Source organism: Paracoccus litorisediminis, from assembly GCF_009711205.1.
Lineage (GTDB): Bacteria > Pseudomonadota > Alphaproteobacteria > Rhodobacterales > Rhodobacteraceae > Paracoccus > Paracoccus litorisediminis.
Genome location: NZ_WMIG01000023.1, coordinates 1 through 15,830 on the forward strand (window position 1 = coordinate 1; position 15,830 = coordinate 15,830).

A 15,830-nucleotide genomic window follows, 5' to 3' on the forward strand; every position below is an offset into this window, starting at 1 on the left:
GCAAGCCGAACCCCGCCCAGACCGCCAAGGAGCGGCTGCAGATCCTGCTGGCTCATGAACGCGCCGGCGGCACCAGCCCGGATTTCCTGCCGCTGCTGCAGCGCGACATCCTCGAGGTCGTCCGCCGTCACATGGAGATCGACGGCGAGCAGGTCGAGGTCAAACTCGAACGCGGCGCGGAACTCTCCAGCCTCGAAATCAACATCGAACTCCCCGGCGCAACTAAGCTGAAGAAAAAAGCAGGCTAGGGCGAGCCGAGCTGGAAAAAGCCGCCGGATAGCGCTCTGTCAGACGTCCGGAAAACCGGGGGTTTGGGCAAGATCGATTCGTTCGGGCTTGTTGATCAATCTTATATGAATACCCCACCACGCTGCATTCGCATGCGTCAGGTCGTCCCATGCGGGTGTTGTCGAATTAGTCAAATTCGATGAATTAATTTTTAAAATTCAAAGATAAACGGCAAATTACCGGCAGGTCATCAGAACCGCACGGTTCATATAAATGCCAATTAGCGTATTGCGCAGTCACTGCTGGCGCATATGCTCAATTTGCAAGCTAGCAATACTCGTGCCCGTCAACGATGCCATGCGAAGGGAAGCACAATGGTCAGTTATGTCTTGGACCCTAATGCGATTGCGACCGGCGAATTCATCCCTGGTATCGGGGGATCGGCCGGGACGATCGATCCCGAGGGGTATCCGGTCACTGATTTCGTTGAGGCAATGGGTGGCGATCCTGCCAATGCGCAAATCATCGTCAGTGTCGAGGGCTCGGCCGAGGATTATGCGGACGGCATTCCCCCCGGCACGCTGATCACCTTGGAGATCGACGTGGATGGTGACGGGGTCGGCGATTATGAAATCAGACCTGCCGGCCAAAACCAGAGCGAGCTTCGCCTGGACAACCAGATCAGCGGCAATGCTGGTTTCTTCGACGGCGATTTCGGAATTTATGCGCCGGGCAGCGATGTGCCGCTCAGTTCGGGATCGGGTCGTTTCTTCCTTACTACCGAACCCGGCGGCTTCACCGACGATGGTTTGCTGATCGAGCCGGGCGACAACCTGAATATGGACGATGTCGATGTCCTGCCCTGCTTCACCCGTGGTTCGCTGATCGACACGCCTGACGGGCCGCGTCTGGTCGAGGAACTGGCGCTTGGTGATCTGGTCATGACCAAGGATCATGGTCCGCAGCCGATCCGGTGGATCGCCTCGCGTCTGGTCGGGGGGCATGCCCTGGATCGCCATCCGAACTTCCAGCCCATCCGCATTGCCGCCGGGGCCTTTGGTCCTTCGGTACCTGCGCGGGATCTGGTGGTTTCGCCGCAGCACCGGGTGCTGCTGTCCTCGCGCATCGTGCAGGCCATGTTCGGGACCGATGAGGTTCTGGTCGCGGCCAAGAAACTGCTGGGCCTGCCGGGGGTCACGCAGGAAAATGTATCGAGCGTCGAGTATTTCCACATCCTGCTGGACCGCCACGAGGTGGTGCGCGCCAATGGCGCCTGGACGGAAACCCTGTTGACCGGCCCGATGGCGCTGAAAGCGCTTGGCCCCGAGGCGGTGCGGGAAATCTCGTTGCTGTTCCCGGAGCTGGCCTCGCCCAGCTATGTCGCGCCTCCGGCCCGGCGGATTGCCGAGCCGCGGCGCGTGGCGCAGATGATCGCGCGGCATCTGAAAAACCAACGCGATCTGGTAGAGATCGAAAAGCGCGCCTGACCGTCAATCGGTCAGCAGCAGTCCCTTGCGGCTGGCGATATCGTCGCGTCCGGCGATCTTGCCCATGAACTTGCCCGGCCAGCCATAGGGCTGGCTGTGGCGGGCAAACAGGCAGCCCGCAGTTTCCGCGTGAACCGGAATCTCATCGCCCAGCGGGTCGAGCAGCGTGGCGATCAGCTGCCCCTCGGCCACCTCGTCTCCCAATTCGGTATGATAGACGATCAGCCCTTCGGACGGGGACTTGATCTGGGCCATGGCGGTCAGTCCGGTGGCCTCGCAGGCCAAGGACGGCAGGTCGGGCAGGGTCTCGCCGGTGATGTAGCCGCGGCGGGCGAGGATGCGGAACAGCGCCTGCGCCTGATCGCGGGCCAGACCTTCATCGACATCGTCATTGCTGCCCATTTCCAGCGTCGCGGCCAGGCAGGCATTCGGAATGGGATGATCCGGATAGAGGCGGGCCAGTTCCCACCACGGGCCGCTCAGCGCCTCATCAAAGGGATTCCCGCCCGAGATTTCGGCCAACAGGACGGCGCGCGCGCCGATCTCGGCAGCGATGTCCAGCGCATCCGGCCATAGCGGCGTGCCGGTGTAGATATGCGGCAAGGCCTGATTGTCGGCATGCAGGTCAAGCACCAGATCGGCATCATGGGCCAACAGCATCAGCCGGTGGCGCATGGCCTCCAGCGCGGTCGTGGGCTGCATGTCGTCAAGCACGCCGCACATGGCTGCGCGGCAGGAGGCGACGTTCTGGGCAGCATCCGGGCTAAGCTGTAGCGGTGGCAGAAGCGCGGCCAGATCGGGATAGTTGCGGTTGAAATTCTCGCCCGAGGCGGTTTCCTTGCGGCCGTAAAGGAAGCCGTCGGGACGCTGGGTCAGGCCCAGCGGATTGGCCTGCGGCAGGATCAGGATTTCGCCCACAATACGGTCCTCGCGCGCGGCAAGTTCCAGCATGGGGCGCAGCAGATGCAGCGCGAACATGCCGGGAAATTCGTCGGCATGCAGTCCGGCCTGCAGATAGGCCTTGGCCCCCGAACCGGGGCGGCCATAGCGAAAGGCGGTGATCTTGTGAACCCGTCCCTGCGCATCGGCGGGAAGGGGGAATTCGAGGCGTTCGCCGATTGCGGGCAGGGTCATCCGGATCGTCCTTGCTGCGGGCGCGGGACGATCCAGCCTTGCCGGGAACCCGGCAAAAGCAGGTTCCCGAGCCTGTTGGTCTGGTCAGGCGTTGAAGAGGAAATGCAGGACGTCGCCGTCCTTGACCTCATAGGACTTGCCCTCGACGCGGAACTTGCCCGCCTCGCGTGCGCCGGCCTCGCCCTTGTAGGTGACGTAGTCGTCATACGCGACGGTTTCCGCACGGATGAAGCCGCGTTCGAAATCGCCGTGGATGACGCCAGCCGCCTGCGGGGCCAGCGTGCCCTTGTGAATGGTCCAGGCGCGGGCCTCTTTCGGGCCGACGGTGAAATAGGTGTCCAGCCCCAGCAGCGAGTAGCCAGCGCGGATCAGGCGATCTAGACCGGCCTCGTGCAGGCCCATTTCCTCAAGGAACATCGTGGCTTCCTCGGCGGGAAGCTGGCTGATTTCCTCTTCGATCTTGGCCGAGATGACGACATGGCCCGCGCCCTGTTCGGCGGCCATTTTCGCCACGCGATCGGACTTGCTGTTACCTTCCGCCGCCTTGTCCTCTTCGACGTTGCAGACGAACAGAACCGGTTTCGCGGTCAGCAGTTGCAGCATGTCCCATGCCTTGCGGTCTTCGTCATCGACCTTGATGGTGCGGGCAGGTTTCCCGGCTTCCAGCGCGGCTTGCGCGGCTTTCAGCAGTTTTTCCTGAGCCACTGCTTCCTTGTCCCCACCCTTCAGCTTGCGGGCGATATTGGCCAGACGACGCTCGACCGATTCCAGATCGGCGATCATCAACTCGGTCTCGATGGTCTCGGCGTCCTCGATCGGATCGACGCGGCCCTCGACATGGGTCACGTCACCGTCCTCAAAACAGCGCAGCACATGGGCGATGGCATCGACTTCGCGGATGTTGGCCAGGAACTGGTTGCCCAGACCCTCGCCCTTGGAGGCGCCCTTCACCAGACCAGCGATATCCACAAAGGTGATACGGGTCGGAATGATCTGCTTGGAGCCCGCGATCTCGGCCAGTTTGTCCAGACGCGTATCGGGAACCGCGACCTCGCCGACATTCGGCTCGATCGTGCAGAAGGGGAAGTTCGCGGCCTGTGCGGCGGCGGTTTTGGTCAGCGCGTTGAACAGCGTCGACTTGCCCACGTTCGGCAGCCCGACGATCCCCATACGAAAGCCCATGATTCACCCCTTTTCCCGGAAAACTGCCGTCTTTTATGGGCGGGCGCGGCTCAAGTCCAGTGCGGGGCGTTGATCTTTCCCCGTGCAAGGGGATAACCCTTGGCGGCGGATTGGAAACGGCGGACAGGGAACCGGGCGCATGAGCAGAATCGACGACACTTTCGCACGGCTTGCCGAGACGAATGGCAAGGCCTTCGTCGCCTATATGATGGGTTGCGATCCCGATTTCGACACCTCGCTGCAGATCATGAAGGGCCTGCCGGAAGCGGGCGTCGACATCATCGAGCTGGGCATGCCCTTCACCGATCCGATGGCGGACGGCCCGACCATTCAGGCGGCGGGACAGCGCGCGCTGGAAGCGGGCGGCAGCGTCACCCGCGTGTTGGACATGGTGCGTGCCTTCCGCGAGGGGAACAGCACCACCCCGATCGTGCTGATGGGCTATTACAACCCGATCTATGCACGGGACGGGGGTGTTGATCGCTTCATCGCCGAAGCCGTCGCAGCGGGCGTTGACGGGCTGATCGTGGTCGACCTGCCCCCCGAAGAGGATGCCGAACTGTGCCTGCCTGCGAAAGCTGCGGGCCTGAACTTCATCCGGTTGGCGACACCGACCACCGATGATCGTCGCCTGCCTGCGGTCGTGCAGAATACCTCGGGCTTTGTCTATTACGTCTCGGTCACAGGGATCACCGGCGGCCCGGCCGCCAATGCTGCCGAAGTCGCCCCCGAGGTTGCGCGCATTCGTGCCTCTGCCGGCCTGCCGGTCGTCGTGGGCTTTGGCATCTCGACGCCCGAAGCGGCATCGGCCGTCGCGGGCGTCGCCGATGGCTGCGTCGTCGGTTCGGCCATCGTCAAGCTGATCGGCGAGGGGCGCCCGGTCCCCGAGGTGCTGGACTTTGTCGCCAAGCTGGCTGCCGGGGCACATTCCGGCAGCTAAGAACAGGGTTCGCGCAACCGTTCGTGTTTTCAGAACACGGGGTTGCGCGCCCTGACCATGGGCAAGCGCCGTCTTCGTGCTAAGTTTCCAGCACAAGAAACGGAGAATGCCATGCCCACCCTGTTCTACCATGCCGGTGCCTGCTCGCTTGCACCCCATATCGTGCTGGAATGGATCGGCGCGCCCTATCAGGCGGTGCCGGTCGAATTCGGCTCATCCGAGCTGCTGGCGGTAAACCCCGCCGGGGCGGTTCCGGCGCTGCGCGAGGATGACGGCTGGATGCTGACCCAATGTGGCGCGATCCTGCGCTATCTTGCACTCAAGCATCCCGAGGCAGGTCTGGACGGTGGCGCGGGCCCTCGGGCGCAGGCGGAAATGGACCGCTGGGCCAGCTTCCTGACCGGCGACCTGCATCCTGCCTTTTTCCCGCTGTTCCTGCCGCAGCGCTATACGACCAGCCGCGACGAGGACGACCGCAATTCCGTGCAGGAAGCTGGCCGCAAGCTGGTCCGCCGCAAGCTGACGCTGCTCGACGACCATTTGCAGGGCCGCGACTGGATGCTGGGCAAGCGCTCGGTGATCGACGCCTATGCCTTTCCGATGATCCGTTGGGCGGCGAAGCTTCTGCCCGAGGGCATCTCGGGCTGGGCGAATGTCTTGGCTTTGCATGACCGTATCGCCGCCGATCCGGCGGTTCAGAAAGTCCTGGCCCTTCAGGAGGCCGCATAAGGAGAAGTCTCATGACCACCGGCATCCATCACGTCACCGGCATCACCCGTCGCGTTCAGGCGAATGTCGACTTCTACGCGGGCTTTCTGGGCCTGCGGCTGGTCAAGCGCACCGGCGGCTTCGAGGATGCCGAGCAGTTGCACCTGTTCTATGGCGATAAGCTTGGCTCGCCCGGCTCGCTGATCACCTTCCTTGTCTGGGAGGACGGTGCGCCGGGCCGGGTCGGCCATGGTCAGGTCGCGGAAATCGCGCTGTCCGTTCCCCCGGACAGCATCGGTGACTGGCTGACCCGCGCCATGACCGCGCGCATCCCGGTCGAGGGCCCCAGCCGCGAGTTCGGCGAAACCGTGCTGCGGCTGAAGGACCCGGACGGGGTGATCGTCAAGCTGGTCGGCGTCGATGCTCCGGCCACTGCGCCGTTGCCCGATCCGATTGCGCCGACCCGCTTGCGCGGGGTCACGCTGTTCACCGAAGATGCGGCGGGCACGCGGGATTTCCTTGGCCAGTTCGGCTACCGGGCTGAGGCGGCTTCCGGTGCCGTGCAACGCATGGTTTCGGACCGGGATGCCGTCGATATCCGCGATGCCAGCGGCTATTTCCCCGGCATTCCCGGTACCGGTACGCTGGATCACGTGGCCTTCCGGGCGGCATCGGTCGATGAGGTGCGTGCACGGCGGTTGGCGCTGAAGGATACCGATGTCACCAGCGTCCATGACCGGAAATACTTCCTGTCGCTCTATGTCCGCGATCCCGCCGGGATATTGCTGGAATATGCCACCGACGCGCCCGGCTTCACGCTGGACGAAACCTCTGAGGAACTGGGCCGGACGTTGTTCGTCCCACCCCATGATGCGGCCCGCGCCGAGGATCTGCGCGTGATGCTGCCGCAATTCGCCCTGCCGGGCGAGGAAAGGATGCCGATGCGCGACTTGCATTTCACCCACCGCTTCCATCGGCCCGAAAACCCGGATGGCAGCACGATCATCCTGCTGCATGGGACCGGCGGCAATGAAACCGACCTGATGCCGCTGGCCCATCGCATCGCACCCAATGCGACGCTGTTGGGTGTGCGCGGCCGCTCGACCGAGGAGGGGATCAATCGCTGGTTCCGTCGCTATGATGCCGTGACCTACGATCAGGCCGACATTCGGTCCGAGGCCGAGGCCTTTACCGCCTTTGTCGAGGATGCCACCCGCGCCTATGGGCTTGATCCGGACCGGATCGGCTTCCTTGGCTATTCGAACGGCGCGAACCTGCTGGGCGCGATCCTGCAACTGCATCCCGATGCGGTGCGCAAGGCGATCCTGCTGCGTGGCATTCAGGTTCTGGAAGCACCGCCCGCCAGCACTGCCGAGGCGCTGCAGGGTGCCAAGGTGCTGATGCTGAACGGCGCGCGCGATCCCTTTGCCCGGATGGCCCCGGCGCTGGAGCAGCAGTTGAGCCGTCTGGGTGCCGAGGTGGACAGCCAGACCCTGCCGGTCGGTCATGAGCTTGCGGCGGACGACCTTCAGGCCAGCAAGGATTGGCTGGCCTGAAGAACCGGGCCCTCCCCGATTGGGGGAGGGCCTTTTCGTGTCAGACGATGATCAGGTCATCCTGCAGGCTGGCGATGCTGGCGTAATCGTCGATTGTCAGCGTCTGGCCATTGGCGAAACGGAAAACGATGTCGCCGCTGACATGGATGGCCATGTTCAGCACCTGCGCCACGCTGCGCGCCCCGCCGCCCCACAGGGCGTCGTCGATGCGAAGCGTGTCGATATTGTTCTGGAAGTCCATGACCGTGTCCCGCCCCGAGGCAAAGACGAAGGTATCGGCGCCGCCATTGCCGAACAGCCGGTCATTGCCAGCCCCCCCATCCAGAAGGTCATTCCCCGCCATCCCGCGCAAGGTATTGTTCAGCGCGTTGCCGGTCATCTGGTTGGCCCCGGCATTACCCGTGCCGTTCAATGCTGCACCTGCCAGCCGCAAATTCTCGAAATTCGAGGCAAGGGTGAAACTCGCGCTGGAGGTCACGGTATCCGTGCCGCCATTCAGCCCCTCGATCAACTGATCCAGACCGTCGGTCAGGTAGGTATCGTTGCCGCCGCCGCCGCTCAGCGTGTCTCGACCGCCAAAACCCTGAAGGGTGTCATTGCCGCGCAACCCGTCAAGCCTGTTGTCGCCCCAAGTCCCGACGAGCCGGTTGGCCAATTCGTTTCCGGTCCCGTTCCGGGCATCGTCGAGCAGGACGAGATTCTCGAAGTTCGCGGCCAAGGTCCGGCTGGTGTCGGAGTAGATCGTGTCGACACCAGAATTCACGGCCTCGATCAACACGTCATGGTCGTCGGCGTGATAGGTATCGTTGCCGTTGCCTCCAATCATTGTGTCGCGGCCGCTGCCGCCAAAGATCGAATCGTTGCCGTCCAGACCCACAATCCGGTCATTGCCGTGATTGCCACCGATGATATTGTTCGACGCGTTGCCACGCAGGAGGTCATTCCCTGACCCTGCGCGCAGGTTCTCGATCACCGTGTTTTCGGCAATGACGATGTTTCCGGTCAGCCCATAGGCATCGGAGATACCAGAAGCGGCCAGATTGATACGCTGGTTGTTGGTATCTCTGGACAGGTTCAGTATGTCGTTGCCGCCGCTGTCGACGATGGTGAAGGTGATGTCGTCGCGCGCATTGGTGGCCAGCATGTTCGAGATGCGGGCATAGTTCCCCCCCGCATTGCTGTCCTCGCCATAGACCGTGTTGCCTTCCCGCAGCGTGGCTGGCCCGTACAGCTCCCGGATCGCAGCGATATCAGCGATCATCGCCGAGGCGACAAAGGCTCGACTTGCGTCGATCGCGGTATTGTCGTCCTGGCTGAAGTACGACATGACCGTCGCCTGCCAACTGTCATTGGCATAATGACTATCGACCCCGTAAGTCGCCGATCCATTATAATTTCCGGCATGACCAAGGCCAAGTGCATGGCCGATTTCGTGAATATAGGTCTGGAAGGAATAGGTGTTGAATCCGGTGCCGGCGGCATCAAGCCATCCCGTCTCGACATTGACGATCGACGACGAAATCACATTGCCGAAGACAGTTGAGGACGACCAGGCACCGGCTTCATTGTCGTCGAAGGTAATATGAACGCGCCTGCCGCTGTCGGGATTCACGACATTGAAGCGGATACCACTGACATCGGTCCAAGCCTGCAACGCGGCGACTGCCAGACGGCGTCCGGCCGCGTCCAATCCTGACACGTCGACATTCAATGCCTGTCCTGGATCGACGTCAAAGGCGCGCCGGCTGCGCCCGCTGCTTTCCCAATACCCGTCCGTCAATTGATCGGCGATCTGCGCAGTGGTGAAAACCGGAGGCGGCGGCACCTCTGCCAACTCCATCGTGTAACGACCCGTATAGCGCGAATTGAACGAATCTGCCTCGATGTAATAAGTTCCGCCCTCGGGAATCGCGATGGTCACACGGGAATTCAGCCCATTAAAGTCATCGTTCGAGGCGACCTCGTTCCCGGCCGAATCGAGCAGGCGCAGATATGGGTCGGACAGCGGAAAGCTGCCTGTTCCCTCCAGTTTGATGGTGTAGGTGCCGGCCTGCAGGTTGACGCGTACCCAGTCCGTATCGCCTGCGTGGCCCAGATTTCCGCTGAACGTATCGCCGACATTCATCGTGTAGGTGGTGTTGTGATTCCCGGCGGCGTCGCCGACCTCGGTCCTGTTGATCCGTGACGTTGAGGATGGCGGTTCGTCCAGCGCGCCCTGAATGCGGTCGGAATGGGGCATCTCAAATTCCTTCTGTCAATGAAATGATGTTGCTCAAAGAGGGGTATGGTCGAGCAAGCTGGCCGCGAATGATCGCAGCGCGCTTTCGGGAATCGAGGCGTGGTCCATTATGGAAAGCTCTGCTTCCTGACCTTCCCGCATAGGGCCGCCATCCACGACTCCAATCCGGGCACGCAGGCCGTGCTGATCAGAGTCACTGGCCTTCAGGATCAGCTGGAATTCAGCATCGGGCTGATCAGAGAAGCCGCGGCGAGCGAGTTCGTCGCGCACGGCGTCGCACAGGCGTATCGCGGCAGGACCCTGCGTTTCGCAGGACAGCCGAATCGGGCGGAGGGATTCTGACCAAGCGTGCTGGGGCAAAACCAGCAAGACACCCATGCAACTGGCAAGCAGGCGGGGCGATTTCATTCGGCATTGGCCACGCCGGGTTTTGGGATTCTGCAAGTGCATGACCGGTACCGAAACTAACAACTCAACTGATGCCAAGCTATCTCGACGGCTGGCCCGGTCCACAGCTAATCGTCAAATGGTTAAAAAAGGGCCCTCAAAGGGGCCCTTTCTTTGTCGTTCTGGTTGGGCTTCCTCAGAAGTCCATCTTCACGCCCAGCGTGACGGTGCGGCCCGGCGCGTACAGCGGAAAGACGTTGCGCGGCGAATACTGAACGTAGCTCGAACGCTCGTAGTAGGTTTCGTCGAACAGGTTATCCACGTTCAGGTGCAGGGCGACGTTCTGGTAGTTCTCGGGACGCCATTCACCATAAAGGTTGACCACGGTGTAGGAGGAGTGATCCTCGAAGCCGGCCTCGGTCAGGTAATCGCCCGACAGATCGCCAGCCCATTCCAGCGTGCCGCCGAATTTCAGGTTATACTGCGCCAGTTCCTGATCGACATAAAGCGCGGCCAGAGTGCCGACCGGGACGACAGTGCCGCCATTGGGCAGGACATCTTCGCCGTTCTGGGTCACGTCAGCCTTGGTCAGGCTCGCACCGACGCGGCCCGTACCCCAGCTGTAGTTCCCTTGCAGGGTGAAGCCCTTGCTGCGGTAGTCATCGGCATTGACCAGTTGGTTGGTCACTTCGGCATCGTATGAGGCCAGCCCCTTCAGGCGCGTGTCGAAGAAGGTCAGGTTGCCGGTCCAGTTGCCCTGGTTGGCGTTCAGACCCAGCTTGACGTTGGTGGCCTCGGCGGGCTCATAGTCGGCGGCGGTGGAAAAGGCCTCGTCACGGGCATGCAGCAGACCGTATTCGCCGATGTCATAGCCCAGCCAGGTCTGCGACGCGCCGGCAAAGATTTCATAGCCTTCGGCAAACTCGTAGGACGTGGTGGCGTTCACGCTGGCGCCGGTATCCGAGCGCTGTTCGCCGTTCCAGTCGGTGAAGCGCTGGTGGTCCAGACGCATGCCGGTCGATACGTCGATGCCATTGTCGAATTCGAACCGGCCCTGCACGAAGGCGCCGATCTGCATCGTCTCAAGCGTATGCACGCCCGGAGCACGGTCGCCGTAATTGTCGATGCGGTAATCGTCATAGGCCCAGTCGACACCGGCCGTGATCTTGCCTTGCTCCATCGAGTAGGTGTTTTTCAACACGCCGCCGATGGTGGTCGATTCCAGATCCATGTCGCCGTTGATCGGACGCAGCGGGTCGGTCGCGTAGTTCGGCCGCCAGTATTCGTTGCGGCTGATATAGACCATCGCCTCGGGGTCCCAGGCGTCGGTCGGCGCGGTCGAGCTGTATTTAAGGCTCAGCGTATTACGCGAGACTTTCAGCGGGAAGACCTCGTCCGTGTGGTCAAGATCCATGTTCATCTTGATGACGCGGTCGGCATCGTCCTTGCTGTATTCATAGGCCAGTTCGACGCGGTGGCCTTCGAATTCATAGCCCAGCTTGGTCAGCGCGCCCTGAGTGGCGGGCTCGGTGCCCGGCATTTCCTTGCCGTCTCCGTTTTCATAATTGTCGCCATTGGCGGCGTGCAGCATGACGAACCAGTCAAAGCCCTCATAAAGGCCGAAACCTGCCAGCGAACCCGACGCGCCGCGACCGTTGGTGCCATAGGACAAGCCGACGCGGCCGCCCATGGTCTGGCCTTCGGCCAGCATGTCCTTTGCACCGACGGTTTCATAGCGCACCGCACCGGCAGCCGCGCCAAAGCCGGAATCGGCGGCGGCAGCGCCAACCTCGACTTCGACCGATTTCAGGAAGGCAGGGTCGATCACGTTCGAGCCGGTATGGTGCCAGCTGGTGACGCCCTGCGGCACGCCGTCGACGCTGACGGCAAGGTTCGACTGTTCCATGCCAAAGACATGGATCCGCTTCGAAGGACCGGCGCCGCCCGAAACGGTGATGGCCGAGTCACGGGCGAACAGTTCGGAAACGTCCGCAGGTTGCATCGCCTCGATGTCCTCGGGTGTCACGGTGACACCGCCGGTGGCCTCGACCTGTTCCTGCCCATTCGCTACGAGGGTAATCGGGGCCAGCTGGATGCCGCCTGTCTCAGGCGTTGTCGCCAGATCCTGCGCCGACAGACCTGTCGCGAGTGCGAGCGAAGACACGCCCGCCAGCAAGAAAATGCTGCGGATTTTCATATACTTACCCTGTAATCGGTTCAAAACTGCGCGGACCATAGGGAGGGCGCGCGGTGATTCACAAGTGTTTCACTCAAGAATTATGGGAAATTGTTAACTGAAATAGTCGGAATTGTGATAAATCTGCCGCAGGTTGTGACCTGTCCATGAGCCGCCTATCAACCTGCAAGGGGCTGGCATGAGAGGGGAAAATGGGGTTAAGCCTCGGCGGACCCAATCACGCACAGCCGGACAGCGCCATGAGCATCCATCTTTATCAGAATGACCTGCCCGACGGTCTGGACCTTGGGCCGCTCGTCGCCATCGACACCGAGACGATGGGGCTGGACATGCGACGCGACCGTCTGTGTCTGGTGCAGCTGTCCTCGGGCGACGGCTCGGCGCATCTGGTGCAGATCGCGCGCGGTCAGCGCAAGGCACCGAACCTGACGCGCATGCTGGCCGATCCCAAGGTGCTCAAGCTGTTTCATTTCGGTCGCTTCGACATTGCCGCGCTGGAGGCTGCCTTTGGTGTCGTCACCGCGCCGGTCTGGTGCACCAAGATCGCTTCGAGGATGATCCGCACCTTTACCGACCGGCATGGGCTGAAATACCTGCTGAGCGAAATGGTCGGTGTCGACATCTCGAAGCAGCAGCAGACCAGCGACTGGGGGGCCGAGACGCTGAGCGATGCGCAGCTGGAATATGCCGCCTCGGACGTGCTGCATCTGCACCGACTGAAGGCCGAACTGGAAAAGCGGCTTGAGCGCGAAGGCCGCATGGGTCTGGCGCAGGCCTGCTTCGACTTCCTTCCCGCCCGCGCCCATCTGGATCTGATGGGCTGGGGGGATGAAAATGACATCTTCCATCACTAGGTGAGGACCATGAACGCATATCTTGATACTGCCCGCCGGGTGGTCCGCACCGAGGCCGACGGTCTTCTCGCCTTGGCCGACAGCCTTGGCGACAGCTTCGACCGCGCGATCGGTCTGATCCTTGCTGCCAAGGGCCGGGTGATCGTCTCGGGGATGGGGAAATCCGGTCACGTCGGTCGCAAGATTGCGGCGACGCTGGCCTCGACCGGGACGCCCGCCCAATTCGTCCATCCGGGCGAGGCGAGCCATGGCGATCTGGGCATGGTCACCGAAAGCGACGTGGCGCTGGTCCTGTCCAACAGCGGCGAAACGCCGGAACTGTCGGACCTGATCGCCCATACCCGGCGCTTCAACATCCCGCTGATCGGCGTGGCCAGCCGGGCCGACTCGACGCTGCTGCGCCAGTCCGACGTGGCGCTGGTGCTGCCCAGCGTGCCCGAGGCCTGTGGCTCGGGGATCGTGCCGACGACCTCGACCACGATGACGCTGGCTTTGGGCGATGCGATCGGCATCGCGCTGATGGAGCATCGCAAGTTCACCCCCGAGCATTTCCGCACCTTCCACCCCGGCGGCAAGCTGGGCGCGAAGCTGTCGCGGGTCGGCGACATGATGCATCTGGACATTCCGCTGGTTCCCGAGGATGCGCCCATGTCCGAGGCGCTGCTGGTCATCAGCCAGAAGGGTTTTGGCGTGACCGGCGTGACCGACGCGCAGGGCCATCTGGCCGGGATCATCACCGATGGTGACCTTCGCCGCCACATGGATGGGCTGCTGGGCCACAAGGCCAGCGAAGTGATGACCCGCAATCCGCGCAGCATCTCGACCGAAAGCCTTGCCGAAGAGGCTTTGGCCCAGATGCAGGCCCGCAAGATCACCAGCCTGTTCGTCGTCAAGGACGACGCCCCGGTTGGCTTGCTGCATATCCACGACTTCCTGCGCACCGGGATGGTCTGAGCCATGCTGCGGTCGCGGATCGTCGCCTGGTTGCGGGTGCTGCTGCCGCTGACCGCGCTGGCGCTGCTTTCGGTGCTGTTCCTGCTGGGACGGCACCCCGAGCCGAATGCGACGATTCCCTATGCCGATGTCGACCCGCAGGATCTGGCCGAGCGGCAGGCGATCACCAATCCGACCTATACCGGGGTGACCACCAACGGTTCGCAACTGACGATCACCGGGACCGAGGCGGTTCCGGGCGGCTCGCAGGATGAGGGGACCGTCCAGACGATCCGCATGACGCTGCGCGCCAAGGACGGCCGCGCCGCCGAGATCAGCGCCGGCACCGGCAAGGTCGAGGGCGATCAGATCGCGCTGCAGGACGGCGTGCGCATGACCACTGCCGATGGCTGGATCGTCACCGCGCCCGAGTTCCACGCCTCGACCAGTGCCGGGACCTTGGCCGCCGACCGCGAGGTCAATGTTCGTGCGCCTTTTGGCGATCTTACCGCGGGCCAGATGGAACTGCGCCCGGTGGCCCCTGACCAGCCCGATCATATTCTTGATTTGAAGGGCGGAGTCCGGTTGATATATCGACCGTGACCCCGATGAACCGCATGGCTTATGCAGCTGCCGCCCGGCCATGCCGCGCGCGCCGGCGACAGAAAGGAATCCTGATGAACCGGCTTGGCCTGCTGCCCCTTGTCCTGACCCTCGCCTTTGCTGGGGTGGCCGCCGCGCAGACCACCGGCTTTGGCAATCCGCAGGACGTGAAAGCCCCGGTCGAGGTGACCGCCGACAATCTGCAGGTCGACCAGAAGACCGGCGAGGCGGTGTTCACCGGCAAGGTGCTGATCGGGCAGGGTGCGATGCGGCTGTCGGCCGACCGCGTCAGCGTGACCTATGCCGATGGTGATCAGCAGCGGATCAAGACGCTCAGGGCCGAAGGCAATGTGACGCTGGCCAGCGGCACCGATGCCGCCGAGGCAAAGACCGCCGATTACGATGTCGAATCCGGCAATGTCGTGCTGAAGGGCAATGTGCTGCTGACCCAGGGCGCGAATGTGCTGGCGGGCGAGACGGTGACGGTGAACCTTGGCACCGGACAGGCCAGCGCCTCGGGCCGGGTGCGCAGTGTGCTGCAACCGGGGAGCAACTGATGAGCGACACCGCCTCTCAGGGCCTGCGCGTTCGCGGCTTGCGCAAATCCTATCGCAACCGGCCCGTCATCCGCGAGGTCGGGTTGACGCTGAACCGCGGCGAGGTCGTGGCGCTGCTGGGGCCGAACGGCTCGGGCAAGACGACCTGTTTCTATTGCGTCGCGGGGCTGGTTTCGCCCGATGCCGGTCAGGTGCTGATCGACGGAGAGGATGCGACACAGCTGCCGATGTATCGCCGCGCCCAGATGGGCATCGGCTATCTGCCGCAGGAAATGTCGATCTTTCGCGGGCTGACGGTTGAACAAAACATCACCGCCGTGCTGGAGTTGGTCTGCCGTGATGCGCATCACCGCCGCGACCGGCTAGAGACGTTGCTGGGCGAATTCTCGATCGAACACCTGCGCAACGCCTCGGCCATGGCGCTGTCGGGGGGTGAGCGTCGTCGGGTCGAGATTGCCCGCTGTCTGGCGGCGAATCCCTCATACCTGCTGCTGGACGAACCCTTCGCGGGCGTCGATCCGATTGCCGTGGGCGAGATTCGCGGCTTGGTCCATGACCTGAAAAGCCGCGGCATCGGCGTGCTGATCACCGATCACAATGTCCGCGAGACGCTCGAGATCGTGGATCGCGCCTATATCCTGCACGATGGCCATGTCCTGAAATCCGGCACAACCGCCGAGATTGTCGACGATCCGCAGGTTCGCCGCGTCTATCTGGGCGAGAGCTTCCGCATGAACTGATCGGCCGTTCGGGGCCTGCGGCAATTCGCGCCCGTTGACAGAAGGGCAGGGCTGTCACCAAATGGATATCAGGAGAGGCAGAGGA

The 15,830-nt window shown here is 62.7% G+C and carries 15 protein-coding genes; 10 read left to right on the forward strand and 5 right to left on the reverse strand.

Translation table 11 applies throughout. The features are described from left to right. Both minE and GL300_RS26900 read left to right on the forward strand, forming a co-directional pair. Positions 1-248, forward strand: a 248-nt coding sequence (gene minE / locus GL300_RS22320) for a cell division topological specificity factor MinE (RefSeq protein WP_155041893.1), incomplete at its 5' end; no start/stop codon positions are given. Between the two features lie 354 nt (positions 249-602). Continuing rightward, a complete protein-coding gene (locus GL300_RS26900) occupies positions 603-1,715 on the forward strand; it encodes a Hint domain-containing protein (RefSeq protein ID WP_246195347.1) in 1,113 nt (370 codons plus the stop codon). Between the two features lie 3 nt (positions 1,716-1,718). On the opposite strand, the gene GL300_RS22330 is transcribed toward GL300_RS26900, so the two are convergent. Beyond that, positions 1,719-2,849 carry a succinylglutamate desuccinylase/aspartoacylase family protein gene (locus GL300_RS22330; RefSeq protein WP_155041894.1) on the reverse strand — a complete coding sequence of 377 codons (1,131 nt, stop codon included), beginning with the start codon at positions 2,847-2,849 and terminating at the stop codon, positions 1,719-1,721. An 84-nt stretch (positions 2,850-2,933) separates the two neighbouring features. Continuing rightward, a complete protein-coding gene (gene ychF, locus GL300_RS22335; RefSeq protein WP_155041895.1) occupies positions 2,934-4,031 on the reverse strand; it encodes a redox-regulated ATPase YchF in 1,098 nt (365 codons plus the stop codon). Between the two features lie 139 nt (positions 4,032-4,170). On the opposite strand from ychF, the gene trpA reads away from it, so the two are divergent. From trpA to GL300_RS22350, 3 genes are all read left to right on the forward strand, one after another. Beyond that, positions 4,171-4,971, forward strand: a complete 801-nt coding sequence (gene trpA / locus GL300_RS22340; RefSeq protein ID WP_155041896.1) for a tryptophan synthase subunit alpha — start codon at positions 4,171-4,173, stop codon at positions 4,969-4,971. Positions 4,972-5,082: 111 nt separating this feature from the next. Further along, complete coding sequence (locus GL300_RS22345; RefSeq protein WP_155041897.1) at positions 5,083-5,700, forward strand: glutathione S-transferase family protein; 618 nt, start codon at positions 5,083-5,085, stop codon at positions 5,698-5,700. Between the two features lie 11 nt (positions 5,701-5,711). Continuing rightward, positions 5,712-7,235 (forward strand): VOC family protein, encoded by a 1,524-nt coding sequence (locus tag GL300_RS22350; RefSeq protein WP_155041898.1) that lies wholly within the window; start codon positions 5,712-5,714, stop codon positions 7,233-7,235. 40 nt (positions 7,236-7,275) lie between these two features. On the opposite strand, the gene GL300_RS22355 is transcribed toward GL300_RS22350, so the two are convergent. From GL300_RS22355 to GL300_RS22365, 3 genes are all read right to left on the reverse strand, one after another. Then, complete coding sequence (locus GL300_RS22355; protein WP_155041899.1) at positions 7,276-9,474, reverse strand: M10 family metallopeptidase C-terminal domain-containing protein; 2,199 nt, start codon at positions 9,472-9,474, stop codon at positions 7,276-7,278. A 33-nt stretch (positions 9,475-9,507) separates the two neighbouring features. Continuing rightward, entirely contained in the window at positions 9,508-9,882 is a 375-nt protein-coding gene (locus GL300_RS26285) for a hypothetical protein (protein WP_170297780.1), read from the reverse strand. Positions 9,883-10,057: 175 nt separating this feature from the next. Continuing rightward, on the reverse strand, positions 10,058-12,058 hold the full coding sequence (locus GL300_RS22365) for a TonB-dependent receptor domain-containing protein (RefSeq protein ID WP_155041901.1): 2,001 nt from the start codon (positions 12,056-12,058) through the stop codon (positions 10,058-10,060). Between the two features lie 239 nt (positions 12,059-12,297). Between GL300_RS22365 and GL300_RS22370 the strand changes: the two genes are divergently transcribed. From GL300_RS22370 to lptB, 5 genes are all read left to right on the forward strand, one after another. After that, positions 12,298-12,912, forward strand: coding sequence for a ribonuclease D (locus tag GL300_RS22370; RefSeq protein WP_155041902.1), 615 nt, complete (start codon positions 12,298-12,300; stop codon positions 12,910-12,912). A gap of 9 nt (positions 12,913-12,921) precedes the next feature. Beyond that, positions 12,922-13,866, forward strand: coding sequence for a KpsF/GutQ family sugar-phosphate isomerase (locus GL300_RS22375; protein WP_155041903.1), 945 nt, complete (start codon positions 12,922-12,924; stop codon positions 13,864-13,866). A 3-nt stretch (positions 13,867-13,869) separates the two neighbouring features. Then, positions 13,870-14,448: an LPS export ABC transporter periplasmic protein LptC gene (gene lptC / locus GL300_RS22380; protein ID WP_155041904.1), complete on the forward strand. Its 579-nt coding sequence runs from the start codon at positions 13,870-13,872 to the stop codon at positions 14,446-14,448. Positions 14,449-14,522: 74 nt separating this feature from the next. Beyond that, positions 14,523-15,005 carry a lipopolysaccharide transport periplasmic protein LptA gene (lptA, locus tag GL300_RS22385; protein WP_155041905.1) on the forward strand — a complete coding sequence of 161 codons (483 nt, stop codon included), beginning with the start codon at positions 14,523-14,525 and terminating at the stop codon, positions 15,003-15,005. Beyond that, entirely contained in the window at positions 15,005-15,745 is a 741-nt protein-coding gene (gene lptB / locus GL300_RS22390) for an LPS export ABC transporter ATP-binding protein (RefSeq protein ID WP_155041906.1), read from the forward strand. Before lptA ends, lptB begins: the two co-directional genes overlap by 1 nt. Positions 15,746-15,830 lie beyond the last annotated feature (85 nt).